The sequence below is a fragment of the Vibrio sp. 1CM8B genome (assembly GCF_023161685.1).
Lineage (GTDB): Bacteria > Pseudomonadota > Gammaproteobacteria > Enterobacterales > Vibrionaceae > Vibrio > Vibrio coralliirubri.
This window is the reverse complement of the sequence record NZ_JALNTU010000001.1, coordinates 760,316-785,218: the sequence shown is the minus strand read 5'-3', so window position 1 is coordinate 785,218 and position 24,903 is coordinate 760,316. Positions and strand designations below refer to the sequence as shown.

Annotated in this window: 22 protein-coding genes; 13 read left to right on the top strand and 9 right to left on the bottom strand. The window is 45.4% G+C overall.

Annotated elements, in window-relative coordinates:
• Positions 1-421 precede the first annotated feature (421 nt).
• Together MSG36_RS03345 and fghA are read left to right on the top strand one after the other, a co-directional pair.
• Positions 422-1,570 carry an S-(hydroxymethyl)glutathione dehydrogenase/class III alcohol dehydrogenase gene (locus MSG36_RS03345; RefSeq protein WP_248366270.1) on the top strand — a complete coding sequence of 383 codons (1,149 nt, stop codon included), beginning with the start codon at positions 422-424 and terminating at the stop codon, positions 1,568-1,570.
• Positions 1,571-1,727: 157 nt separating this feature from the next.
• Positions 1,728-2,567 (top strand): S-formylglutathione hydrolase, encoded by an 840-nt coding sequence (gene fghA, locus MSG36_RS03340; RefSeq protein ID WP_052880421.1) that lies wholly within the window; start codon positions 1,728-1,730, stop codon positions 2,565-2,567.
• 77 nt (positions 2,568-2,644) lie between these two features.
• Here the strand turns inward: fghA and MSG36_RS03335 are convergent, their stop codons facing one another.
• Positions 2,645-3,727 carry a pyridoxal phosphate-dependent aminotransferase gene (locus MSG36_RS03335; protein ID WP_052880422.1) on the bottom strand — a complete coding sequence of 361 codons (1,083 nt, stop codon included), beginning with the start codon at positions 3,725-3,727 and terminating at the stop codon, positions 2,645-2,647.
• Positions 3,728-4,033: 306 nt separating this feature from the next.
• Between MSG36_RS03335 and MSG36_RS03330 the strand changes: the two genes are divergently transcribed.
• Together MSG36_RS03330 and MSG36_RS03325 are read left to right on the top strand one after the other, a co-directional pair.
• Positions 4,034-4,435, top strand: coding sequence for a hypothetical protein (locus tag MSG36_RS03330; protein WP_017061631.1), 402 nt, complete (start codon positions 4,034-4,036; stop codon positions 4,433-4,435).
• Between the two features lie 225 nt (positions 4,436-4,660).
• Positions 4,661-5,398, top strand: a complete 738-nt coding sequence (locus MSG36_RS03325) for an NUDIX domain-containing protein (protein ID WP_052880423.1) — start codon at positions 4,661-4,663, stop codon at positions 5,396-5,398.
• A gap of 126 nt (positions 5,399-5,524) precedes the next feature.
• Here MSG36_RS03325 and MSG36_RS03320 read toward each other — a convergent pair whose 3' ends face one another.
• Entirely contained in the window at positions 5,525-7,045 is a 1,521-nt protein-coding gene (locus MSG36_RS03320) for an aldehyde dehydrogenase family protein (RefSeq protein WP_248366268.1), read from the bottom strand.
• A gap of 327 nt (positions 7,046-7,372) precedes the next feature.
• Here MSG36_RS03320 and MSG36_RS03315 point away from each other — a divergent pair, with 327 nt between their 5' ends.
• Positions 7,373-9,160: a sigma-54-dependent Fis family transcriptional regulator gene (locus tag MSG36_RS03315; RefSeq protein WP_248366266.1), complete on the top strand. Its 1,788-nt coding sequence runs from the start codon at positions 7,373-7,375 to the stop codon at positions 9,158-9,160.
• 18 nt (positions 9,161-9,178) lie between these two features.
• Here the strand turns inward: MSG36_RS03315 and MSG36_RS03310 are convergent, their stop codons facing one another.
• The gene (locus MSG36_RS03310; protein WP_248366263.1) at positions 9,179-10,030 is read right to left on the bottom strand and encodes a LysR family transcriptional regulator; all 852 of its coding nucleotides are present in this window, start codon (positions 10,028-10,030) and stop codon (positions 9,179-9,181) included.
• A 117-nt stretch (positions 10,031-10,147) separates the two neighbouring features.
• Here MSG36_RS03310 and MSG36_RS03305 point away from each other — a divergent pair, with 117 nt between their 5' ends.
• Complete coding sequence (locus MSG36_RS03305; protein ID WP_248366260.1) at positions 10,148-10,795, top strand: glutathione S-transferase family protein; 648 nt, start codon at positions 10,148-10,150, stop codon at positions 10,793-10,795.
• 82 nt (positions 10,796-10,877) lie between these two features.
• On the opposite strand, the gene MSG36_RS03300 is transcribed toward MSG36_RS03305, so the two are convergent.
• The 3 genes from MSG36_RS03300 to MSG36_RS03290 form a co-directional block, all read right to left on the bottom strand.
• On the bottom strand, positions 10,878-11,816 hold the full coding sequence (locus MSG36_RS03300; protein ID WP_248366258.1) for a LysR family transcriptional regulator: 939 nt from the start codon (positions 11,814-11,816) through the stop codon (positions 10,878-10,880).
• Between the two features lie 104 nt (positions 11,817-11,920).
• Positions 11,921-13,411 carry a DUF1214 domain-containing protein gene (locus MSG36_RS03295; RefSeq protein ID WP_248366256.1) on the bottom strand — a complete coding sequence of 497 codons (1,491 nt, stop codon included), beginning with the start codon at positions 13,409-13,411 and terminating at the stop codon, positions 11,921-11,923.
• A 118-nt stretch (positions 13,412-13,529) separates the two neighbouring features.
• Positions 13,530-15,008, bottom strand: coding sequence for a DUF1214 domain-containing protein (locus MSG36_RS03290; protein ID WP_248366254.1), 1,479 nt, complete (start codon positions 15,006-15,008; stop codon positions 13,530-13,532).
• 287 nt (positions 15,009-15,295) lie between these two features.
• Here MSG36_RS03290 and MSG36_RS03285 point away from each other — a divergent pair, with 287 nt between their 5' ends.
• Entirely contained in the window at positions 15,296-16,738 is a 1,443-nt protein-coding gene (locus MSG36_RS03285; RefSeq protein ID WP_248366252.1) for an N-acylglucosamine 2-epimerase, read from the top strand.
• Between the two features lie 69 nt (positions 16,739-16,807).
• Here the strand turns inward: MSG36_RS03285 and MSG36_RS03280 are convergent, their stop codons facing one another.
• Complete coding sequence (locus MSG36_RS03280; RefSeq protein ID WP_017061620.1) at positions 16,808-17,215, bottom strand: hypothetical protein; 408 nt, start codon at positions 17,213-17,215, stop codon at positions 16,808-16,810.
• 139 nt (positions 17,216-17,354) lie between these two features.
• On the bottom strand, positions 17,355-18,686 hold the full coding sequence (locus tag MSG36_RS03275) for a ferric reductase-like transmembrane domain-containing protein (RefSeq protein ID WP_248366250.1): 1,332 nt from the start codon (positions 18,684-18,686) through the stop codon (positions 17,355-17,357).
• A 253-nt stretch (positions 18,687-18,939) separates the two neighbouring features.
• Between MSG36_RS03275 and MSG36_RS03270 the strand changes: the two genes are divergently transcribed.
• The 3 genes from MSG36_RS03270 to MSG36_RS03260 all read left to right on the top strand — a co-directional run bounded on the left by MSG36_RS03270 (position 18,940) and on the right by MSG36_RS03260 (position 20,948).
• Positions 18,940-19,629: a flavin reductase gene (locus MSG36_RS03270; protein WP_248366397.1), complete on the top strand. Its 690-nt coding sequence runs from the start codon at positions 18,940-18,942 to the stop codon at positions 19,627-19,629.
• Positions 19,630-19,749: 120 nt separating this feature from the next.
• Positions 19,750-20,541: a CLCA_X family protein gene (locus tag MSG36_RS03265; protein WP_248366248.1), complete on the top strand. Its 792-nt coding sequence runs from the start codon at positions 19,750-19,752 to the stop codon at positions 20,539-20,541.
• A gap of 83 nt (positions 20,542-20,624) precedes the next feature.
• The gene (locus MSG36_RS03260) at positions 20,625-20,948 is read left to right on the top strand and encodes a DUF4144 domain-containing protein (protein WP_248366246.1); all 324 of its coding nucleotides are present in this window, start codon (positions 20,625-20,627) and stop codon (positions 20,946-20,948) included.
• A gap of 99 nt (positions 20,949-21,047) precedes the next feature.
• Here the strand turns inward: MSG36_RS03260 and MSG36_RS03255 are convergent, their stop codons facing one another.
• A complete protein-coding gene (locus MSG36_RS03255) occupies positions 21,048-22,376 on the bottom strand; it encodes an anaerobic C4-dicarboxylate transporter (RefSeq protein ID WP_010432780.1) in 1,329 nt (442 codons plus the stop codon).
• Positions 22,377-22,787: 411 nt separating this feature from the next.
• On the opposite strand from MSG36_RS03255, the gene MSG36_RS03250 reads away from it, so the two are divergent.
• The 3 genes from MSG36_RS03250 to MSG36_RS03240 all read left to right on the top strand — a co-directional run bounded on the left by MSG36_RS03250 (position 22,788) and on the right by MSG36_RS03240 (position 24,809).
• Positions 22,788-23,447 (top strand): HAD family phosphatase, encoded by a 660-nt coding sequence (locus tag MSG36_RS03250; RefSeq protein ID WP_248366244.1) that lies wholly within the window; start codon positions 22,788-22,790, stop codon positions 23,445-23,447.
• Positions 23,448-23,611: 164 nt separating this feature from the next.
• Positions 23,612-24,238, top strand: coding sequence for an HD domain-containing protein (locus tag MSG36_RS03245; protein WP_122082340.1), 627 nt, complete (start codon positions 23,612-23,614; stop codon positions 24,236-24,238).
• A 43-nt stretch (positions 24,239-24,281) separates the two neighbouring features.
• On the top strand, positions 24,282-24,809 hold the full coding sequence (locus tag MSG36_RS03240; protein WP_248366242.1) for an N-acetyltransferase: 528 nt from the start codon (positions 24,282-24,284) through the stop codon (positions 24,807-24,809).
• The last annotated feature ends 94 nt before the right edge of the window (positions 24,810-24,903 follow it).

Sequence of the window (24,903 nt, the reverse complement as noted above, 5' to 3'; positions counted from 1 at the left end):
TCGCACAACGAACGCTTATGCGACATTGCTTCAGTCGTTAAAATTCAACAAGCTACCATCCATCTTAAAAACTGATAGTTCAATAATACGAATCGGAGGTTAATATACAAATCGCCATGAAATCCCCACCCAAACATCAGTAAAGAAAATGTATTCAGACCGTTTGGATAAGTCGCCTGTCCTCAAACCTGAGTCGCTCTAGCTAAGATAGTTGCCAATAAGAAAACTGACCGCTCCATACTTATTATTACAAATAAGTAATAATCATTTTCTATTTAAGGGGATTATCAAAACATGCACTCGCACCTATACTAGCTCCAACAAAACGAGAGAGCGGAAACAATTAAGCTCAACTACGCTTAACGGGTTGAAGCTAAATTGCACGGTTATCCGCTGTACTGACATATATAGGAAACATCCAATGACAATCGAAATTAAACCTGGTCAAACTCATATCAAATCAAAAGCAATGGTTGCATGGGCAGCTGGCGAGCCACTAAAAATGGAAGAAGTTGATGTACAACTTCCTAAAGCTGGTGAGGTTCTAGTTCGCATCGTTGCTACTGGTGTTTGTCACACTGACGCATTCACATTATCAGGTGACGATCCAGAAGGTATCTTCCCTTCAATCCTTGGTCACGAAGGTGGCGGTATCGTTGAGATGATCGGCGAAGGCGTTACAAGTGTCGAAGTTGGCGACCACGTTATCCCACTTTACACCGCTGAGTGTGGCGAATGTAAGTTCTGTAAATCTGGTAAAACTAACCTATGCCAAGCGGTTCGTGAAACGCAAGGTAAAGGCCTAATGCCAGACGGTACAAGCCGCTTCTCTATCAATGGCGAAACAATTTTCCATTACATGGGTTGCTCGACTTTCTCTGAGTACACTGTACTTCCAGAAATCTCGCTAGCGAAAGTAAGCAAAGAAGCACCGCTTGAAGAAGTTTGTCTTCTAGGTTGTGGTGTAACAACAGGTATGGGCGCGGTACTTAACACAGCTAAAGTTGAAAAAGGCGACAACGTTGCTGTATTCGGCCTAGGCGGTATCGGTCTTTCTGCAATCATTGGTGCTCGCATGGCTGGTGCTAACCGCATCATCGGTGTAGATATCAACGAGAGCAAATTCGAGCTAGCAAAACAGCTTGGCGCGACTGACTGCATCAACCCAACTAAATTCGATAAACCAATCCAAGACGTTATCGTTGAGATGACAGACGGTGGTGTTGAGTACTCTTTCGAGTGTATCGGTAACGTAAACGTGATGCGTCAAGCACTTGAGTGCTGCCACAAAGGTTGGGGCGAATCAGTCATCATTGGTGTTGCGGGTGCAGGTCAAGAGATCGCTACTCGTCCATTCCAACTAGTAACTGGTCGTGTATGGCGTGGTTCTGCTTTCGGTGGTGTTAAAGGCCGCTCTGAGCTTCCAGAAATCGTTAACCGTTACATGGCGGGTGAGTTTGGTCTTCAAGAGTTCATCACTCACACTATGGGTCTGCAAGACGTAAACGAAGCATTCGACCTAATGCACAAAGGTGAATCTATCCGTACTGTTCTACACATGGATAGATAATACCCCTTGGTCTCGATACTTAGGTGTCGAGACCGCAGTTCTGACTTAAACATCAGAGCGAAACTGTCTTCACCACCTCCTGCCCGGTGGGTGGTGAACCTTTAAATGATATAGACATGTTATTCCCCAAAACCATCAACCTAACGGAGCACAATAGATGACAATCGAAAACATTAGCCAAGCAAAGGTTGCTGGTGGTTGGCACAAACAATACACCCACTTTTCTGCAACGCTTGACTGCGATATGCGTTTTGCGATTTTCTTGCCACCTAACGCAAGCAAAGAAAACCCAGTTCCTGTTTTGTATTGGTTGTCAGGCTTAACCTGTACCGATGAAAACTTCATGCAAAAAGCCGGCGCTTTCAAAGCCGCGGCTGAGCAAGGCATTGCGATTGTTGCACCAGACACCAGCCCACGCGGCGAAGGCGTTGCCGACGATGAAAATTACGATCTCGGCCAAGGTGCAGGCTTCTACGTGAATGCTACTCAAGCGCCATGGGACAGCCATTACCATATGTATGATTACGTGGTAACAGAGCTCCCAGCACTGATTGAATCATTCTTCCCAGTGACTTCTGTGAAATCGATTTCTGGTCACAGCATGGGTGGACACGGTGCCCTAACGATTGGCATCAAAAACGAAGATAGCTACCGTTCTATTTCGGCATTCAGCCCAATTACCAACCCAATGCAATGCCCTTGGGGACAGAAAGCCTTCAACCAATACCTAGGCTTAGATATTGAAGAGTGGAAATACTACGACGCTTCTGAGCTTCTAAAAACCAAAGGCACTAAACTGCCAATGTTGGTCGACCAAGGTGAAGCCGATAACTTCCTGATTGAACAACTTAAACCTGAGCAATTAGTCGAAGCCGCTAAGGTAACCAATGCCGATTTAGAGCTACGTATGCAGCCAGGTTACGACCACAGCTACTACTTCATCTCTAGCTTTATTGATGAACACATTGAGTTCCACGCAGCTTACTTAAACAAGTAGCCAGATGAATTTAGCCCGCACCTTGTAAACGCAAGGTGCGGGCTTTTTAATGCCTGATGATTTTATAACGGTTGCTTTTATAACTGCTGAATACGCTGCTTTAACGCCTCTAAATCTATATCATTGCCAACAATTCGTAATCGAACATACTCTTCAGTCATCGCGTCGCATGTAATTGCAAAATCGACACCGGAGCACGTCTTAATACCGATATTCTCAAATAGCTTTGAAAGGTTGGTTCCTGTCTTTTTCAGCAACATAATGGGCGTCGATATTGACGTACCAACCACCTCAATATTGTGCTCAGACAACAAGCCGATCATTTGCTGCTTAAAGTATTCAGTTTTGCTGCGGTTCATTTCTAAGAAGTGTTTCGCATTGGGTAAGGTCGCCGATGCGATTTTTATTGAAGGGTAAGTCGGCGTAAACACACTCACCGCAGCTTCGATTGCAGAAGTCAGGTTTTCACTGCTGGCTAAGTAACCGAGTCGAATCCCTGCGAGTCCTAAACCTTTAGAAAAAGTTCGTAAAACAATTAAGTTGTCCAAGACCAAGGTTTGATCGAGCATAGACTGTTCAGGAGTCAGGTATTCGCCATAGGCCTCGTCGACAATCAAAATAGCGCCAGAACGCTCACATAATTTCGCTATCTCGACCAGATAAGCTCGATCGTAGATTCGACCCGTTGGGTTGTTGGGATTGTCGATATACACCAAGGCTGGCTTTTGGCTGCTTATTTTTGAGGCCAACACACCGAACAAATCAGACTCGTTTTGATAATCCAACATGTTGATGGACTGGTACTTCCCGCCCACTAAAGTGAACTCTGATACTGCTTCAACAAACTGAGGGCCAATGCCTATCATGGTGCGATTGTTGTGATCGATAAGTTTATTGAAGATAAGTTCTAGCGCCCCGAGAGAGCCCGTAGTGTAAGTAATACGACAGTCTTCAATTCCAATAAACTGACGAGTTAAATAAGTCAGCTCTGAAAGCTCCCTGTGACAGTAGTATTTATCAATACCGTGAATTATCTCTTTAACCACATGTTCAGGGATTTCTGGTGCGCCAAATGGATTAGAGCCGAGTGAGCAATCGATGCGGAATGAATGATCGACATAAGAATGGTAGTCACCGCTTAACCTTGGGTTTAAATGCATAAGAAAACGCTCAAAAAATATTCATGCGCTATTCTTATCGTACTAAGTTTTATCTATATAGGTCATTTCGCGACAGTTCTTCGCCTTGTTTCGAGAGACTGGTTAAAAACAAAGATTGGTTCAAATAACGAATTCTCTTAAGCCATAATCATGAGTTAAGCACTCGTGTTTCCATTTCGAGTTAACCAAACCGCTTTCTTTGCGCTAGATTAAGCTGAGATAAAATAGGGTAATAACAGAGCTTGCATCTTTACTCTCCCTAGTTACCATAGCCCCATTAACATCCCCCATATTTTGAAGGTTGCTATGAAAGCAATTAAAACTCTTTTCTTCCTGATGGTTTTATTGAGCGGTCTATTTACCGCTTGGCTGTTTATCCCGATTCCAGCGACCATGGACAAGCAAACGCTCGACGTTCCATTAACGGAACCATTCAAGCTTGTTGCGTATCGCAGCAACCCGAATGATGCGAGCAAGCCGCTGACTTACCACTACTATGTAATTTCAGATGTGGTTGGTGTGGACGACATGGACCCGTTCCTGATTACCACGGACCAGTTCGTGAAGCTTGGCGAATTCGACGAGAACACATTCAACCTGACGGTTAACGGCAAGATTGATAGCTACACCAACGATTTGTGGATCAAGAAATCTGATGGCAAGCTTCAACACTGGTACGTGAGTATTAACGCGAACTATATTCGTTAGAGTCGAATCTAAATAGACCTCATTTCAAAACTGCGCTTTGGCTTCCAAGCGCAGTTTTTGTTTCTAGCAACACCCTCCACTTATACCGACCCAGTCGACATAAACTGCATTGCCTACTTTTGATTCACTACTGCCCTTACTCTCAAGGTGTTATAAGCTCTTTAGATACGATAAGCTCAGACTATGCTCGACGCCCAATAAATCAAAAACAATAAAGGATCACCCGTGGAATTTACGCTCGACAAATTTAACGGCATCATCATCGACCCAGCAACAATCCCTCACAATGCTGACTCATTCAATGCAGAACTCAGCGAGATCACCGAATTTTCAAAGCAGAATAGCAAAGGCATTATTTGGATTAGCTTACCTATTTCACTCTCGCACCTTATTCCGGTGGCGACTGAGCTTGGCTTTGTGTTTCACAATTGTTTGGAAGACGAAATTACGCTGATCCACAAATCCGAGATTGTGGAGTTTGTGCCTTTCATTCCAACCCACACCTTGGGTGCTGGCGCGTTAATCACTAACGAACACAACCAAGTTCTGATGATTAAAGAGCACGGTATGACAGGCTACAAATTACCGGGCGGCCATATTGAATTGGGTGAAGGCATTGAAGAATCGGTGGTTCGAGAAACCTTAGAAGAGACTGGCATCGAAGCCACGTTCGTGTCTGTGGTCGGCATGGCGACAAGGCACCCATACCAGTTTGGTAAATCAAACCTCTACTTTATTTGTCACCTTATCGCTCAAACTCAAGATATCGCGATTCAAGACACAGATGAAATTGCAGAAGCTAAATGGATTGATGTTGAAGAGTACATTAACAACCCCGACAGCTACCCGTTCAACCGCCAATTAGTCGGTACTCTGATTGGAAAACAAGGGCTAGAACTCACTCAGTTAGAAGGCAACTATGGCCCAGTCCACAAGCCCGAGATCTTCTTTTCGCAAAACTAGAGCGATTCAAATATAAAAACGCCAAGCTCATAAGAACTTGGCGTTTTGCTTTTCATTTTACTTGTATTGTTTAAGCCATCTCGTTGCTAGTGACTTCCTAATACACAGCTCTAGAGCATATCTATTTTAGAAAAAGCCTAACGGGTTCGTATCGTAGCTGATCAGTAGATTCTTGGTATTTTGGTAGTGGTCGAGCATCATCTTGTGTGTCTCACGGCCAATGCCAGATTTCTTGTAACCACCAAACGCGGCGTGTGCTGGGTAAGCGTGGTAGCAGTTCACCCAAATACGTCCCGCTTCAATGTTGCGACCCATGCGATACGCTAGGTTTGCATCACGCGTCCATACACCTGCACCCAAGCCATATTCGGTATCGTTGGCAATCTCTAGCGCTTCAGCTTCGTCTTTAAACGTCGTCACCGCGATAACAGGACCGAAGATCTCCTCTTGGAATACACGCATCTTATTGTGCCCTTCCAACATGGTTGGCTGGATGTAATAACCATTACCGAGATCATCAGACTGCTGGGCAACTTCACCACCAGTCAGCACTTTAGCGCCTTCTTGACGACCTATCTCAAGGTAGCTCAAGATCTTATCAAACTGCTCTTTTGAAGCTTGTGCGCCAACCTGGGTATCAGTATCCAGCGGGTTACCTTGTTTAATAGTTTGAGCACGCTCGACCACCTTGGCGATGAACTTGTCGTATACCGATTCGTGGATCAACACACGTGATGGACAAGTACATACTTCCCCCTGATTAAAGAACGCCAGCAACATACCTTCAACACACTTATCGAGGTATTCATCTTCATGACTAAAGATGTCTGGGAAGTAGATATTTGGAGACTTACCGCCAAGCTCAACCGTTGATGGAATCAAGCTTTCAGCGGCACATTTCAGAATATGGTGGCCAACTTCTGTTGAGCCAGTAAACGCCAACTTCGCTAAGCGATCGCTTGTTGCTAATGCTTGGCCTGCTTCGCTACCAAAACCATTGACGATGTTGACTACGCCTGCTGGTAGAAGATCAGCGATCTTCTCCATCATCACTAAGATCGATGTCGGTGTTTGCTCCGCGGGCTTCATCACCACACAACAGCCCGCCGCTAGCGCAGGTGCCAATTTCCAAGCCGCCATTAAAATCGGGAAGTTCCAAGGAATGATCTGGCCGACTACACCAATTGGTTCAGGGAAGTGGTAGCTTGCGGTGTTTGAATCTAGCTCTGCTGCGCTGCCTTCTTGCGCTCGGATACAGCCCGCAAAGTAACGGAAGTGATCGACAACCAAAGGGATGTCTGCCGCCAGAGTTTCACGAACTGGTTTGCCGTTTTCCCACGTCTCCGCCACCGCGATTTCTTCTAGGTTAGCTTCAATACGGTCGGCAATTTTAAGTAGGATGTTCGAACGCTCTGTCACACTGGTCGCCGCCCAACTTGCACGAGCAGCATGCGCCGCATCAAGTGCCAAGCTAATGTCGGCCTCTGTTGAGCGTGCCACTTGGCAATATACCTGACCATTCACTGGGGAAGTGTTATCAAAATACTCGCCGCTGACAGGCTTCACCCAATCGCCACCGATAAAGTTATCGTATTGCGCTTTAAAGTTCACCACTGCGTTATCACTACCTGGCTGTGCGTAAATCATAGTTAGATCCTTCTTAGATTTGTTATTCGTTATTGAGCGAGAGCTGTCTTATTTTTATGGCGGCTCCTCTTGAGAAAAGAACTCACGACGAGACGCCCATGTTTATACTTTCTGTTTAAAACACTGATACTTCGTGTTTTCTTCACAACAGTAACAACGCAAATCACACGCCAGAACTTCAAAACTTGTTGTTAATAAATTGTAAAACTATGATTACCAAACGTTTACAACCCAAAGTGAGTTGGCATTGAACGGACGTATGGAAACCACTCCAGTGTTCAACTGTTCCAAATTGGTACACCCTCACTGTTACGACATGGAACAGTCATGCACCTTCAACAAGCAAACACCTCAGATTGGCTTTCGTCCTCTTGGCACCGCAGCACAGAAGCGGGTCTAAAACAGAGACGACTTCCCGAAGATATTCGCCTGCCTCAATCGATTCTTAAACAGCGACGACATCAATCTTCTGACTTGATCCACATCGTCGAACGCAATGCGCTGCCTTTGTTTAATCAGATGTTTGCTCGTACCGACAGTCGTTTGATTCTGACGGATATTGAAGGGGTGATTCTGGCGAGTTGGGGACAGGAGCGGTTTAAGGAGAAGCTGACATCAATAGCACTCAGCTCTGGAGCCTGTTGGCAGGAACAACTGAAAGGCACCAACGCGATTGGCACCGCGATTGTTGAAGCCAAGCCAGTATCCATCATTGGCGAACAACACTTCATCCACCAGCATCGATTTATCAGCTGTTCAGCAAGCCCGGTGTTTGATCACCAAGGGCAAATGGTTGGCGTATTGGACATCACCAGTGAGCAGCAGCAACACGACAGTTCGGTGCAATTGCTGGTTCAAAATATGGTTCAGCTTGTTGAGAACCAGCTACTGAGCCACATCCCACAAGGCACCACTCGAATCGATCTTGCGTGTGAGAAATCTTTACTACACAGTGGCTGGCAAGGGATAGTGATAGCGAACGAAGCTGGTGAGGTAGTCGCGCACAATCAGGTCGCCTCTCAGCTGCTGGATCAAACCTCGATCGTCGGCGAATGCATAGATACCCTGTTCAACCGAACCTCATTAGATACGCCTTTTGTGTTTGAGAAACAACGCCTCAAACAAGCAACTGCAAAGCGCACTCGCTCTATTTCGGCATCGTGTGATTTGCACCATGGCGAACAACAAATAGAACACGCTTGGCAGCAAGCCAATAAGGTTATCGACAAAGGGATCAGCTTGTTGATCTTAGGTGAAACAGGGGTTGGTAAGGGCGAATTTGTGAAGGCGCTGCACAAGCAAAGCCAGCGTAAATCATCGCCCTTGGTGGCGGTAAATTGTGGAGCACTACCGAAAGATCTTATCGAATCTGAGCTGTTTGGCTACGCGCCGGGCGCTTTTACTGGCGCAAGCCACAAAGGGTTCCAAGGCAAGATCCGTCAAGCAGACAAGGGCATTCTATTTTTGGATGAGATCGCCGACATGCCGTTAGAGGCTCAGTGTCGATTACTGCATGTTCTGCAAGATAAATCCGTGGTGCCCGTGGGTTCGAACCAAAGCTACCAAGTCGATTGTCAGATCATCGCTGCCACTCATAAAAACCTAGAACAGTTAGTTGCGACAGGAGAGTTCAGACAAGACTTGTACTACCGCCTGAACGGCTTAGCCTTCACCTTGCCAAGCCTACAACACCGACAAGACAAGCACGCCTTAATCGAGCACATTCATAGTAAATACGCCGAAGATGAGCAAACAATCTGCCCTCACTTGATGAGCTTACTGTGCGCTTACGCTTGGCCGGGCAATATTCGCGAATTAGATAATCTACTCAAGGTCGCGGCTTTACTGGCGAGTGATGAACCACAACTCACGCTAGAACATGTGCCAAGCCACCTTGCTCAATATCTCACGTCATTAGCGCAAGACAATCAGCATCAACTGACGACTCCTAATACCATCAAAGGTGCAACGAATAACGATCTAAGAAGTACCGTTGAAGAAACCTTGTTGCAAACGTATCAAGCGAACCAAGGCAACATCAGCAAGACTTCACGAATACTCGGTATCAGCCGCAATACCATTTATCGAAAACTGAAAAGCTTGGGAATCCTGTAGTAGGAAAAGGAATCTAAACTAATCAGAACCCAACTCCACAAGTTGATTGAGCACTTCTTTGTCCAACACTGGATGGTGTTTGCTCGCTAAGATCAACACAATATCGACCGAAGGCAGTGGCGGCATATCTTCAAGTATTTTCAAATCCGGAGTCACGCTGAGCTTACCCATTGCACCAATGGCTAAACCCGCTTTGACGATGGCACGTTGCGCTGAAGCGGTATTGCTACACGCCAATAACTGATAAGGCGTACCCTGCTTGGCCAAACCACTCACTGCCGCTGCGTGATACTTACAATCGGTCTGAAACAAAGCTAATGGGATTGGTTTAGACTGATCGAACGCATAATCAGGGCTGCTTATCCATACTCCGATATCATGAGTGAGCCAGTAACCTTCTTCACTATCGGGCGCTCGGGTGACAATCGCCGCATCAAGCCTGCCATCATCCAACCATTCTCTCAGTGTAATACTGGGCAGGCTGAATACTTGAATTGAACAAGTGGGTTCTGCTTTCTGCAATAGGCGAATCACTTTTGGCAGAATAGTGTCGTTGTAGTCTTCAGGGCAGCCGAGTCGCAGAGGTTGTTTGTCTTCGTAACGCTTTACTTGCTTAAGGGCTGTATTGTGAAGGGCGACTAACTGTTCCGCATGAGAACGCAACGCTAAGCCTGCTTCTGTGAGTATTAAGTTACGCCCTTCTTTTTGGAAAAGAGTCACGTTGAGCTCTTCTTCCAACTTACGCATCTGCGCACTGAATGCCGATTGGGTGCGATTTATCTGTTTCGCTGCACGAGTGAAACTGCTGGTTTCTACGAACGCGAGAAAGCCTCGCAAAGCATCAATATCCATATTGAAATCACCACCCATCGTTTTTATTAATGTATTGCATCAAAATTATCCGTTAGTGCGCCGCAATACAATCCCCTAAGCTCAAATGCATGTCCCTAGGCTCAAAGCTTACTCACCAAACGAAAGGAAGCAACGATGCAGCTTTATATTGGAAACCAGAACTACTCAACTTGGTCACTGCGCGCATGGCTAATATTCGACAACTACAACCTGAATGCAGAAGTCATCAAGCTCAAGCTATTCACCTCTGATTTTTACGACACTCTGGCGAAAGTGACGCCAACGGCCAAAGTTCCAACCCTAGTTGACGGCGACGTTGCGGTGTGGGATTCACTGGCGATTCTGGAATACGTTAACGACGCCCACTTGCACGGTGCAGCATGGCCAAAATCCACCAAAGAGCGCGCTCGTGCAAGAGCCATTTCCGCCGAGATGCACTCTGGTTTTTTTGCCGTCAGAAATGAAATGCCGATGAACTGCCGCGCCAAAAGAAAGCTCACACTGAGTGAAGACGCATTGAAAGACATCGCACGAATTGATGCAATATGGTCAGCACAAATGGAACAATACCCTGAAGGATGGTTGTTTGGTGAATGGTCGATTGCCGATGCGATGTTTGCACCTATGGCCTTACGTGTAGAAACCTATGGTATCGAGCTTTCAGAGAAGGCATCGCAGTATCAACAACATGTGCTTAACAGCCCATCAATACGAAAATGGCTGGCAGAGGCAAGTTTAGAAACCGATGTGGTCGAAGAAGACGAGGCGGGTGAGCCAGTATAAGTCGATAGCGATGAGTCTCGATATAGCATCGAGACTCAATCAAGATTAGGCGGTTAGAGACATTTCACTAGAGAGCATTTTCTCAGAGTATGGTCTTCAACAGCTCATTAAACCTAGACGCTATCCACTGATGCGAAGCGGATGTAAATGTACGTTGATGCTGCAATAAATAAAGGTCTACGTGATATTGCTTGCTATCTACAAAATCATAAATATCGACAAACCGATGATCGAAATCTGACAAAGCATTTAAGGCGTTCATGCCAAAAATCACCGCATCAGAACGAGAAGCGATTTCCATTAATACATGAGTTTGAGTACTTCGAAGCTTTGGGCGTTTATCACTTTCAAGCTCCAATAAGATCTGTTGTAAAGGGGTATTGAATGCTTGCTTGTGGTCTTCTTCAACGTTCATAGCAAGCACTGGGTATTGCATGATCTCATCTAACGTTGATGCCCTTCCAACCAGAGGGTGCTCCTTTCTAACAAACAATTTGGGATAAATGGTCCCTATTTTGGTGGCTTGGTATTTTTGATCTAACGAGCTTGCATAATGAATCGCAAAGTCTAACTTACCTTTGTCGAGCAAGTCATAAGGGTTACTTTTCGCAGCCATCTCTATCAAGTTCACATCCGGTGCTTCTTCAAATAATCCCAAGGCTAGATTGGGAAGAATGGTGCTCCCTAGAAAGGTCGGTAAAGAGATCGAAAACGTATCGTTGCACTCTCGAGGATCAAATTGATTGCGCTGAAATAACGCGTTTAGCTGCGGCAGAATGTGTTGCAGTTCTTGGCCTAACTCTAGTGCTTTTGATGTTGGTGTTAGGCCCGTAGATGTTCTGATAAAGAGAGGATCATCAAAGGTTTCTCTCAGCCGTTTTAAGCTGCGACTCATGGCCGACTGTGACACAAATAACGCCTTTGCAGCATTGGTTACGTTGCGTTCTTTAAGCAATGTATCAAAGGCCACCAGCAAATTTAGGTCGACTCGATTCAACTGATATGACATGTCTTTTCGCATAAATCCTCTAGCTATCTTTGAGCAATCACAGTGCTAAGCGCTGAATAACCTTAACATGAAAAGATGCACCCATTTATAGGGTGCATTCAAACTTGCGATACCTTCTATTTCACCTTAACAAAATCACTTGGTTTCCATGAATTATCAAACCACTTTTCTGTCGGCGAATACATGCGGAAGATGATATTAAACCCTTTGCCTTCCGTCGTTTGAACCCAGTTATGTTCCATTCCTTTGGGAGCATTGGGCGAAAAATGGACAGTGATAGAACCACCGCTGTTCTTCTTAATATCTTCACTCAAACCATCAAGACCAGCAGATTTTTGGTCGGTCTCTAGCATGGAGCGAGTCTGGTTATCGTAGATCATAAATGACCAAAACTGCTCTACTGGTGCATTCGGTGGCAAAGTCACCGTGTAGTGCTGACTGCCATCCAACACTTCCTTGTTGGCATCACGTGTCGCCAACAGATAATCCGATCCTTTTCCTACGGTTTTCGTCACCATATCTGGTGTAATCCCGGTTGCCATGAAGTGGAATGTTGCTCGCATATCGGAGTCAATTACGCCATTTGCATCTTTAAATTCATGGCCTGAGACTAACGGAGTGAACCATTGTCTATCATCGTAGCGAAACATCTCTTCTTTAGGGTGGAAATAGCTTGAGCGTACTTCAGCAGTCGCTATTTTTGCAGCTTCCGACAGTATTTGCTGCATACGTGTGTTTGGTACAAACTCTTGCCCTTTTTCTATTCCAATATCTTTAGCCAACGACAACCATTCAGCATCAAAAATATCAGTGGGTTCGTATTGAATGAGTGCATTCACCTCATCGTAGAACGTCTCGTCCATAGCATGAATGGTGTTGTAATCGACGCCAGAAATATTGATGAACTCTGTCTTATCTTCTTTGCCATACGGATACAGTTTGGTGGTGTTTTTTAATGTTGTAATGCTCTGTTCCATACTCTCTGGCGAGCTCACCAAACGCAGCAACAGCCAATGTTGATACCCTTCGCTGACAACCTCAATGTACCCTTCGGGAACCTCGCCCTTCCACGAAGAGTGACGGATAAAATACTTGCCTGATTTAGCTGCATTGTCTGGGTGAGTGACACCAATTCGATCAACGTATTTAAATGCAGCATTGTCGAGTAAACCCATAACCGGAGTAGGAACTTCTAGAATCACCGGGCCATTTTTTACATCAATTTCCGAAGTGACATAAGGTGTCGTCGTGTTTGCTGTTAACCAAAGGCTATTGGCGTCTAAGTTGTCTTCAGAAATTGCGATGGTTTGATTAGGCTTCATGCCGATACTCTCATGCCCCAACAATAACCCTTGTATTGAAGCAACTGGAATACCGGATAGAAAAACACGAACAGCATTAGAGACTTGAACAAAATCTTGCACCTTGGCGTGCGTTTCTAATGTCGGGGCACCATCGGTATAGTTGAGCTCACCTAGATAGGCAGATTCGACCTTATTTGGCGTAATGATACTATCTGGTACTTGCGCACTAAATTTAGGCTCAGCGAGCGCCACAGATGAACAACCTAAAGTAATCAGCAGCGTAACAATAATCGATTTTTTCATAATATTTTCTCTTGTCTAAAATGATTCTCATCGCCTAACCGGCCCCAATTTGTATGCTTCACTTAGGGGCACGCATTAAGCTATTTACTTGCAGAGACGGTTGAGTCTCTATTGCTTGCTAGCCACTGATTTTTTCCATGTCTTCTAGCATCCAGTTTTTAAAGAAAGTCTTCGATGTTGGACGGTAAAGTCGGAACAATAAGAAGTAATCTTCACCACCTGTAGGAACCCAGTTTTCCTCCTGCCCTTTTGGTGCTTCAGGGCCGAAATACAGATCATACGAACCATCTGGATTCTTTTTCATCGTGTCAGCGTTTCGAGACGATAGTCCTACTCGATCGACTCCTTTAACAAAATTCTTGGTTTCCATGTTGTAAACAATCGCTGACCAGAAGTCCTCGACAGGCGTATCGGCTGGTACATTGAGCTTGTACGTCGCTTTGCCATCTAACATCTCACCTTTTGAATCACGTAAACCCGTTAGATAAAAGGTTGAACCACCGAGTTGTTTAGGCAAGTAAGTCACGTAGAAGTACGACGCCGCACGCTTATCAACTAACACCTCATCTTCATCCACAAATGGGAAACCAAGCTGAGCTTGAAGGCCAAAATTCCAGAAGGACCATTGCGACAGAGGTTTGCCGTTTTCGTCTCTCCATAGCGCACTCACCGTTTGATCCGGTTCAACGAACTTTGATTGCATGTGCGCATAGGCCATCAGCACACCTTCACTCATCGCTTTTTTCTGCTCAGCTGTTGGGTCGAATTTTTTCCCTTTTTCAATACCAAGGTCTTTTAGTAACGACGCCATTGCTTTGTCTTGCGTTCTGACCGGGTTCTCTTGGATGACGTCATTAATGTCTTGAAAAAACGTCTCGTTGTAATAAGGGAGGCTGTCATAAGCGACATCTGTTGCGTCCAAGTAATCTGTCTTAGGTGGATTTTCTGCATCGGCTAAGTTGTAGATTTTGATTTGCTTCGCGTAGTTACCCGCATCCAAATCTGTCGCCCCATTGGTTAATGACGGTCTGAATGAAAAGCCATACAGGTACGTATCCGTTTCAAATACAAGGTAACCCTTACTTTCGAGTTCCTGCTTCGTACCTAATTTACTGTCGTAACCTGGTGGCAGGAATAGATACTTCCCTCCTTTGCCTTCGTCAGCACCTTTGTAGCCAACATCAGCAATCGGAACCTCCCATTGGTTTACGATTGAACCAAAGTAATTCACTTTGTCTGTTGCTGCTGGAACCTCAATCACCACCGGACCGTTCTTCGACGTTATCGTTGCCCAAGCGTAAGCGGTGGTATCGTTCGCGGTAAGAAACCCCTTTTCTGAGCCAAAAGGTTCGTTCACGTAAACCACATCGTTAAAGTCGCCATCAAGGTCACGACGAGTCGCTTTTAGAAAATCGATTTGAGTCACAGCCGGCATATAATGGATTGCTGTTTGAGTGGCGCGCTGCACCATCATTTTGTATTCAAGGTTTTCAATCTGTGATGCGCGATTAAGGATGTCATCGGTATCATCGAATGATTGGGAATAAACCGGCATTGTGCTGATAGCGAGTAGCGAAGCTAATAGAAGTTTTTTCATGTTGAGCATATCTCTTCGTAAAGGTGAAACATTCAATTGTTTAAAAAACATCCTTTGTTTGAACCCAGTATACGAACGAGACCAAATCCCATCCAATGACTTATAATCATTATGAATTATTCGAATTTTGGATAATTCTACATACAATTCGACTATCCGGGTACGACTCAATGATCTGTAAACCTTAATCTACTCTGCAATAATTTGGTCGATTGTGATCACCGAATCACAATGTGCAGATGTGATTGTTTATATTCAACGAAATTCAAATAGTTAAGATAAACATCATGTTACGAGCAACGATCGCATTACTCAGTGTTACTAGCTTCGCCGTATCTGCCAACGCCCCTCTTCCTTCTGGAGCAGAGTGGCTCAATCATGCTACTGAAGGGCTTGCACCTTACTGGTTGATGCCTAGCGCTAAAGGAGAACCGGTAGGCAACTTCCCTACTTTCCGCTGTGATGACGGTACCTTGCTCGATGTTTCTGATGTGTGCCCTGAACTGAACAAAGGCTGGATCACGCCACACTTTGGCAAAGAGTTTACGCGGATGAAGTCACGTCAAACTTATGCCTATGGCGTGCTCTACCATCTTACTGGCGATAAGCAGGCGTTAGCGCTTGCCAAACAAGGTGCCTACTACATCATTGATCAGCTAGAAGATAAGCAAAACGGCGGCTTTATCGGCTACACAAAAGAGGGAGAAGTAGGCCAGGATTGGCAGCAACGTACCTCTCAAGATCAAGCGTATGCGCTGGTTGGCCTCGCCATGTACTACTACCTGACTCAAGACAAAAAGGTAGAAGAAGCACTCATCGCACAACAAGCTTTTATCTTTGATAAATATCGACTTAGCGACAATAGTGGTCTTGCTTGGGTGCTTGCTGACGGTGAAGATGGCAGTGCAAAACGACGTGAGCTAGTCGCGCAACTTGATCAGATAAACGGCTACATGTTGCTCGTCGCACCTCTGCTCAAAGAGCCCGTCAAAACAAAATGGCTTGATGACTTAAACTGGCTCACGCAAACCATGATTGACCAATACCACTCTGAAGATGAACAACGCTTCTTCGGTGCAATTCACGACAAAGCGGCGATGATGTCGAATGCCAATCACAATGATTTTGGGCACACCATCAAAGCGTATTGGATGACTTACCTTACAGGCCAAACATTGAATAACTCTGAATGGTCGGAGTTTGGTTTAGACGGTATGAAATACACTCTCGCTCAGGCGCAATATCAGAAAGAATTCGCCAGCGTCTCCCAATATTATGGCGAGGAACTTCAGAAAGCGTGGAAAGGAAAAGAGATAACTGGCTGGCAAAGCAGGCCAAACACAAATTGGGCTTCATCATGGGAATGGGCGGAGCTTGATCAAGCAGCAATGACGGTTTCACTTGTCGATGGTTCAATGAAAGACGTATTGCAATACACCCTACCGACCTTTCATGATGTATGGGTCGACCACAAATACGGCGGCGTGGGGCTTGATCCTAAGCGCACCAAAGCTTTCCATTGGGGCAACGGTTATCACCAGTTTGAACATGCGCTGATTGGCTATTTGTTCGCTCAGCAAGTTGGCGCAAAGCCAGCAGTATTACATTACGCAAGGCCGACCAACAGCCAGATGCCAATGGAACCGTATTACTATCAAGGGGATGTGGTTAAGTTGGAGAACCTAGATGATGGGACACAAAAGGTCAGTTTCAATGACATTCGACCTTAGCGCTGGTATTGGTTCTGATTAAGCGGATTGACAACCAAGCCTGAAATCAGTTTTCAGGCTTTTTAATGGCTACTTTCTCTTCCCTTGCTCCACCAACTTTTCATTCCATGCCGTATTGCCGTCACGCTTAGTCACGTCATACTCTGAACAGAACTGAGAGATAGTCATGTTGTTGTCGCCAGTCGCCAATTTCAACGCCAACTGGACTTGTTGAAGTTTGCTTTGCAGACGCAGAATCTGACCAGCATTTGGGCTTTTTTCTTTGGCATACTTTAAGGCTGCATGCTTACGCTCTGCCGCGCCCGCTCGGCGATCTGCTTCTGATAACAGATACTTGAGTTGAGCAACACTCTTGCCTTTCTTGAAGGCAGGATCAAGCAACTCAACGCATTCATCAAACGATGGATCGATAACGTATGGGTCAACTTTATGAGCTTGTTGGCGCATCCATTCGAGTGCGAGTTTTTCATCTGACATAATTACATCTTTACCAAAGAAACAGCCCTATATGGTATCGCTCAATAGCAAACCGCTGCAATAACAAATTGAGTGACTTTACGCCTTTTTGCACTGTGCCGATTGACTCATTTAACAATCACAGCACCAATAGTTGGCTTTAACGCATCACAAACAGCTCTTCGTGGTAGTGTTGTTCAATATCAAATTGATAGGTGTCTAATTCTTTTTTCAGTGATGTAGAGAACAACTCCGGCCCACAGAAGTAAATCTCGTACTCGTTGAGGTAGCCACATTGATTGACAATTCTTCCGGCGTTCAGTCGAGGTGAATGTAAGGTGTCTATCACGGTCAACTTCACACCAACCGCGTGTGCAAGGTGCCACAACTCATCGATTAATTGCTTATCAACACCGCGAGTACAATAAAACAACTCAATACGAGGATGATCTCGTTCTGTTTTGAGCGCTTCAAGTGTTGCAAAAAACGACGCAATCCCGACGCCACCAGCAATCCAAATTTGTGGCTTGCTTAGGTCAAAATCAAGTCGACCATAGGGACCTTCAACCGTAACCGCATCGCCCGCTTTCACTCGTTCATAAAGGCCATTAGTAAAATCACCCAGCTCTTTGATCAAAAAGCGCAGCTCTGAATCTTCACTGCCAGAAACAATGGTAAACGGATGAGGATCTTCATTACCAAAACGCAGGTATGCAAACTGCCCAGCGTTATGACCATGCCAAGATGCATCAGGTTTTAAGACTAGCTCCATCACCTCAGCTTGTGGAAAATAACGAGTCGAGGTAATGGCCGCTGAGTGACGATTACGACGCCCAACCAAGCCCAACAAACTGTAAATCGCTGCGATAGACCCAACCAAAGCAAATGCCACAGTTAGATAATAAATAGGCTCTCCCCAATACGCTCGTTTAAGCAGTATTACTGAGTGAAAAGCGATAAACAGGTACGCAACCGACATCAAACGGTGAGACAATTTGAACGGTTTGTACTTCACTGCCGCCCATAGTGACGCCACAAGTAAAATGAGTAATAAGTAGAAGCCCCATTCGCCAATACTCTGAGCAATTCCGCGCAATTCACTGACCCATAACTCCCATCCAGTCAAAACAGCTTGCGGCCCTGAACCATCGTGTCGAACAGGCTTATCTAACACGCCAGACACCACCAATGACTTAGGAATTTGGTACCACAACCAGTGTGTCACACCCAGTGCAACACCACCGATACCGAGCCATTTATGGACTCGATATGCTTTATCCATACCTTTCAGCCAATTCTCAACCATAGGTAAACGCATCGCCAAGATCATGGTGATGGACATTAACATCAGAGACAAAATACCTGAGTACTGAATCATGGCTGAGCGCCATTCAAAGACATCGCTTGAAGCGAATAATTGCGGTTCCATCGCAAACCAAAAGGCTGACATTGTGGCAATCATTGCCCAAATGATATTGCGGACTGTTTTCATTTTTTAACACTCATAAAGACGACATCATTACTTTAGCTCCTGTGATGTAAAGGGACGTCAACGCGCGTAAATCTATGCAAAGGATCTCGTTCATTGTGCTGTAGCAGAGATAAAAGAGACAAGCTGCCCACGGCCAAACTAAGCGCTCTTTGATCGATAAAAGCGGATTCTTCGTACATATAAGTCCGTTAGTGAGCATGCTCGAAGATAACAATAAATGAGAAGAAGAGAAGATATGAAGGATATGAAGGATATGAAGGATATGACCCTTTCTAAACAAGATATCCAAACAATGGATCCGCGCCACCGCATTCGTTTAGTTAATTCCTTGTCTGGATTTAAAAGCGCCAACCTAATTGGCACTTGTGATAAACAGGGGTTTGAAAACCTTGCGATAGTAAGCTCTGTCATTCACCTAGGGTCTGATCCGGCGCTGCTTGGTTTTATTGTTCGCCCAGATCAAAGCCGCCGTCATACGCTAGAAAACATTCTAGAAACAAAGTACTTCACCGTTAACAGCATTGGTGCTGACTTTGTTAAAAAGGCCCATCAAACCTCGGCTCGCTACCCTAAACCAGTCTCAGAATTCAACGCGGTCGGCTTAACGGCCTATTATGACGACAAATTCCCCGCTCCTTTCGTCTTGGAGAGCAGTTTAAAGGTAGGGTTAGCGTTCAAAGAACAGATCACAATCGAAAGCAATCAAACGCAAATGTTGATCGGTGAAGTTATAACGATTCACGCACCCAAACGCGCCGTGATGCCGGATGGCTACCTTGATTTAGAAGCGTTGGATTTGGTCACGGTATCAGGGCTTGATAGCTACCACGTAACTCAAAGACTGCACCGATTAAGCTATGCAAAACCACAACAGCCACTCTTTCCACTCACTCGCGAAGGTAACCCAACCTCATGGGAAGCGTTCGAGCTTAATCTAGACTAATTTTGTTCGGCAATTTGCTATCAAAAGTGCTAACGTCCTTTAATTCCAAGAGATGCATCTCACACAAGTGCATCTCGCTGAGCACCCCATTCATTCTTACGTCTGTTTCCAAGGACCCTTTTGAAGTTAACTCACTTTAAATACAAAACGCGCGAAGGCCCAGACTACCGGCACGGCGACCAGGTGTCTTTTATGGACATCAAACAGACCTTCGGTATGGGCAGCATTCGTGTGGGGGCTTGGGTCACGAAAGAAGAAAAAGAGTTGGCCGCAAATCTGATATTCGACTCGCTAGCCGACTTGGCTTACATCTTGGCTTTGCCACCAGAAGCAATTGGCTTACGTGGCACATTAGGCTTAGCGTTTGGCAGTGGTGGCAGAAAAGGCGTACAAGCACACTACGCCCCAAACCAGAGAGAATTAGCCCTCGCCAAGAACGCTGGAGCTGGCGCGCTCGCACACGAGTTTTGGCATGCATTTGACCACTACATCGCCGAAAAGGCGTTTGAGATTGGTGACACCTCCGGTCCTCGCAAGCAAATCTTGTTCGCCAGTGACTGTTGGTTGCACGATAGAAAAGTACGACCTCATCCATTAAACGAGAGTTTGATGTCACTGTTCGATGTCACACTGCTTAGCAACAATAACCTAGACAAACACGATTACGTGGCTCGCAGTGTTATTGCCGACAAGGCGATGTCTGCCCGTTACTTCTCACTACCCACAGAGATGATGGCGCGCGCTTTTGAATCCGTGATTGAATCGTGTTCCGATATCAAGAACGCTTATCTGGTGGATGGCACAACCAAGCCTGATATGTACCCCGTGTATCCAGATATGGCGCATCGCAAAGATATATACCAAGCACTACAAGGTTACTTCGCACCATTAGGGCGATCTTTGAGTAAATAGCGCTTAGGACAGCACATGACCAAAGCTTCGAAAGCGTTTATAGTCCAGATACACACTTCAATATGCATGATTTAGAGGCAGTAATGATCAGTTGGCCATCTTTGGTAAAACTCGACGGTGACGATGAGCTTATTTACGTCGCGTCAGAACAAGATTTCCAGGTGGAATGCTCAGATATGATCTTGGGCGAAGATGATTACCTCATAGATTCAGTTGGCGACAGCTACTCGCTTCAATCAAACTCAAACCAACTGGGTTTAACTAAACGAGACGAGCAGTATTCGGTTGAAAGCGTGACTAAACTGATTCGAAACCACGAGTTCCAGAAGGCTGAAGTGTGCCTGATGAAGATCCACTTCCTAACGATAGAAGAAGCGATTCAGTCTTTGGCTTTTGAGGCTCGCTAATACTGCTTAAGAGCTCGTATCAAAGCTAATTCCCAAGACAGATTAAACAAAAACAGCGCCAATTCAGGCGCTGTTTTTGTTTGTTATTTAACTAATTCATTAAGCGATAAAAATCTGTGCCAGTGCGTAGCCTAAGCAACATGCGCCTACTACACCGATCAAACCAACCGACATGAATGAGTGGTTGAAGTACCACTTACCAATCTTGGTGGTGCCAGAGACATCGAAGTTAACCGTTGCGATGTCTGATGGGTAGTTCGGGATGAAGAAGTAACCGTAAACCGCTGGCATCAAGCCGATAAGCAGTGCTGGGTCTAATCCTAAGCCGAGGCCAACCGGTAGCATCATACGTGCTGTAGCCGCTTGAGAGTTCACCACAACCGATACGATGAATAGTGCTAGTGCGAACGTCCACGGATAGTTGGTCACCATTTCCACGATACCAGATTTGAACTGAGGCATTGCGTATTGGAAGTAAGTATCCGACATCCATGCGATACCGAAGATAGCAATCGCCGCCACCATACCAGACTTGAATACCACGCCGTTTGGCACATCTCGAGGGTCAGTTTTGGTCGCCAGCAAGATGATACCGCCGAAGCAGAGCATCATCATTTGGATGATCACCGACATTTTGATTGGCTTGTCGCCGTCTACGATAGTTCTGATCTCAGGCACCATCGCCACGATAACAATCACGACAATTGAAAGTAGGAAAATCAATACCGCATTACGAGCCGAAGTTGGCAGCACTTCATCCAAAGACGTCGCTGTGGTGCTTTCGATACGCTTTTTCCACTCCGGATCTTTTAGGCGCGCTTGATATTCAGGATCATCGTTCAGCTCTTTGCCGCGTTTCAAGCTGTACAAAGAAAGTAAAAACGTACCAAACAGCGTTGCAGGTACCGTCACCATCAAAATAGAAAGCAGAGTAATAGAGTGTTGAATATCAGAAAGCTGTGCGAGGTAATACACCACAGCCGCTGAAATTGGCGATGCTGTGATAGCAAGTTGAGACGCGACAGACGCAGCTGCCATCGGGCGCTCAGGACGAATACCGTTCTTCAGTGCGACATCACCGATGATCGGCATGATGGAGTAAACCGCGTGACCAGTACCCAATAGGAAAGTCATCGAGTAAGTCACAAACGGAGCTATCAGGGTGACGCGTTTCGGGTTCTTTCTTAGCACCCTTTCCGCCACTTGTAGCATGTATTTTAAGCCACCAGCCGCTTCGAGTATCGAGGCACAAGTAACAACGGCGAGAATGATCAGCATTACGGTGACAGGTGGAGACGTTGGTGGCATCTTGAAGACAAACACCTCGATAACCAAACCAATACCAGAAACAACACCTAAGCCAATACCGCCATACCGAGACCCGATATAAAGGACGACTAATAAAAATAGAAACTCAAAATACAACATAAGCAACCCTGCTAAAAATGTGGACTAATGTTATTTTCTCCCTAAGTTCAGCCATTTACTTATTGCTTGGTCACACTATGATTGCAGGCTCCCGGTAATTGTTTTTTATAAGATTATGGTCACGCTAACACGCCCGTAAGTTTATGAAATGTAATAAGAAGCCAGACGCACAAGCTAGATTTGTTATTTGGAATAATCATAATTGTTTCTGTTAGATCTGGATGGCCTATAAAATATTAGGCTCATAACTTAACGATATTATTTCAACCACAATTAATCACATTTAAAGTCATTCAGAAGCATATTGCCGAGCCGATTGGATATATTCTTACTGAACGTTGACTCGCCTATCACTAGACACTATGTCAAAATACCCGCCCTCACGACGACAACACAGAAAGAACCACGTATATGAATTTTCAAGCTGCTATTTTTGATATGGATGGACTGCTGCTCGACACTGAGCGACTTTGTATGCAGGTTTTTGAAGAAGCATGTCACGCGCAAGGTGTTCCGTTTTTGCAAGATGTCTACCTAGGCATCATTGGTTGTAACGCAAAAACCATCGAACAGATTTTTCGAAACGGTTACGGTGAAGGATTAGATTACCCAACGCTGAATAATGAATGGCGCACGCGCTACAGTGCAATTGTTAAAAACCAAGCAATCCCAGTAAAAGATGGCGTGATTGAGCTGCTTGAATGGCTAAAATCGAATGACATTCCAATCGCGGTGGCGACCTCCACTCAGCTTGATATCGCCAAGAAGAAGCTTGAGCTGGCTGGCCTAGACTCGTACTTCACCTCGTTAAGCACTGGCTGTGAAGTGACTCACGGTAAGCCTCACCCAGAGATCTACTTGCTAGCGGCAGAACGCTTAGGTGTTGCACCTGAAACCTGCCTAGCGTTTGAAGACTCAAACAACGGTATTCGTGCATCAATGGCAGCGAACATGATCAGCTTCCAAATTCCAGATTTGGTTGAACCTTGCGAAGAAGTTAAAGCGCTTGGTCACACGATCAGCCCGTCACTGCATCATGTATTGGCGCAGCTGCAACAGGCCGCCGCTTAAAAGCTCATCACAGCAAATAAAGACCAATATTAAGCCGACTCACTGAGTCGGTTTTTTTGTGGGTATTCCTTTTATAAAAGATAAAAAATCGCGCTAGAAACTGTTACAGTCGATGTGAAACGATGGAAATCGAGAAGCAATATTGATAATGGAGAAAGAGACGCGTGATTGAAAGATTTGAAAGCCAACTGCTTGATTTTGCACAACAAGAAATGACACAAGATGCGGCGCATGATATCAGCCACATCAAGCGAGTAGTCAAAACTGCTAAGGCTTTATGTACTCAAGAACAAGCTAAGCTTGAGGTCGTTCTGCCTGCTGCTTACCTTCATGATTGTTTCACCTTTCCCAAGAACCACCCAGACAGAGCCAAAAGCTCAAAAATGGCGGCAGACAAGGCGATCTCTTTCCTCAAATCTATCGAGTATCCCGCGTCCTATCTCGACGAGATCCATCATGCCATTGTCACGCACAGTTACAGCGCCAACATCACTCCAGAAACCTTGGAAGCTCAGATTGTTCAAGATGCTGATCGCCTAGACTCTCTCGGTGCGATTGGCATTGCTCGCTGCCTATACGTTGGCCAAAGTTTTAACGCAGAGCTTTATAACCACGAAGACCCGTTCGCGAAGCAGCGTGACTTAGATGACAAGCATTACAGCGTCGACCATTTCTACGTGAAACTGTTCAAGCTGGCTGAAACCATGAATACAGAATCCGCCAAATTAGAAGCCAACAAGCGCACCGACTACATGCGTGGTTTTCTTGAGCAATTGGGCGCAGAAGTTTAACGGCTTAGAAAAAAGAAACACGCGATAAGGAATAGAGAAGGATATGGAAATAAACCGCTTTAAAGCATCCGACGCCGAAGAGATCGTCACTTGGTTTACATCCCTAGAAGACTACGTTTTATGGGGTGGGCGAACATTTGGTTGGTCATTAGAAGCCGCCTCTATCATCGAACGCTCTCAAGAGCCACATGTCGAGTTATATACCTTCTCTACCCCTAAGTCATACTCTGAGCCGAACGCCGATTCAAACACCAACTCAAACGCCAGGGACTTGCTTGGCTTTATGGAATTTCAACGCATGTCAGACAATGAACTTCGCTTTTGCCGAGTTGCGATTCACCCAAACCAACGAGGCAAAGGGTTAGGACAATCGATGCTTGAAACGGCCTTAGAGGCGGCGAAAGAAATACCGAATGTCACCACCATCACCTTGGCCGTATTCAAACAAAACCACGGCGCAAAACGCTGCTACGACAAAGCGGGCTTTGAGGTTGTCGACAAAGAGCCGAGCGTGAAAGAGTTCAATGGTAAAATATGGCCCTTGTATCAAATGGAATTGAAACTCTCTTAGTTGGCTTTCATTTGATTTGAAGACAATGGCTTAAGCTCCTTTTCATATAGAAATTAGTCCCCATATCATAAAGAATCGCTTTAGTTTGGAACCT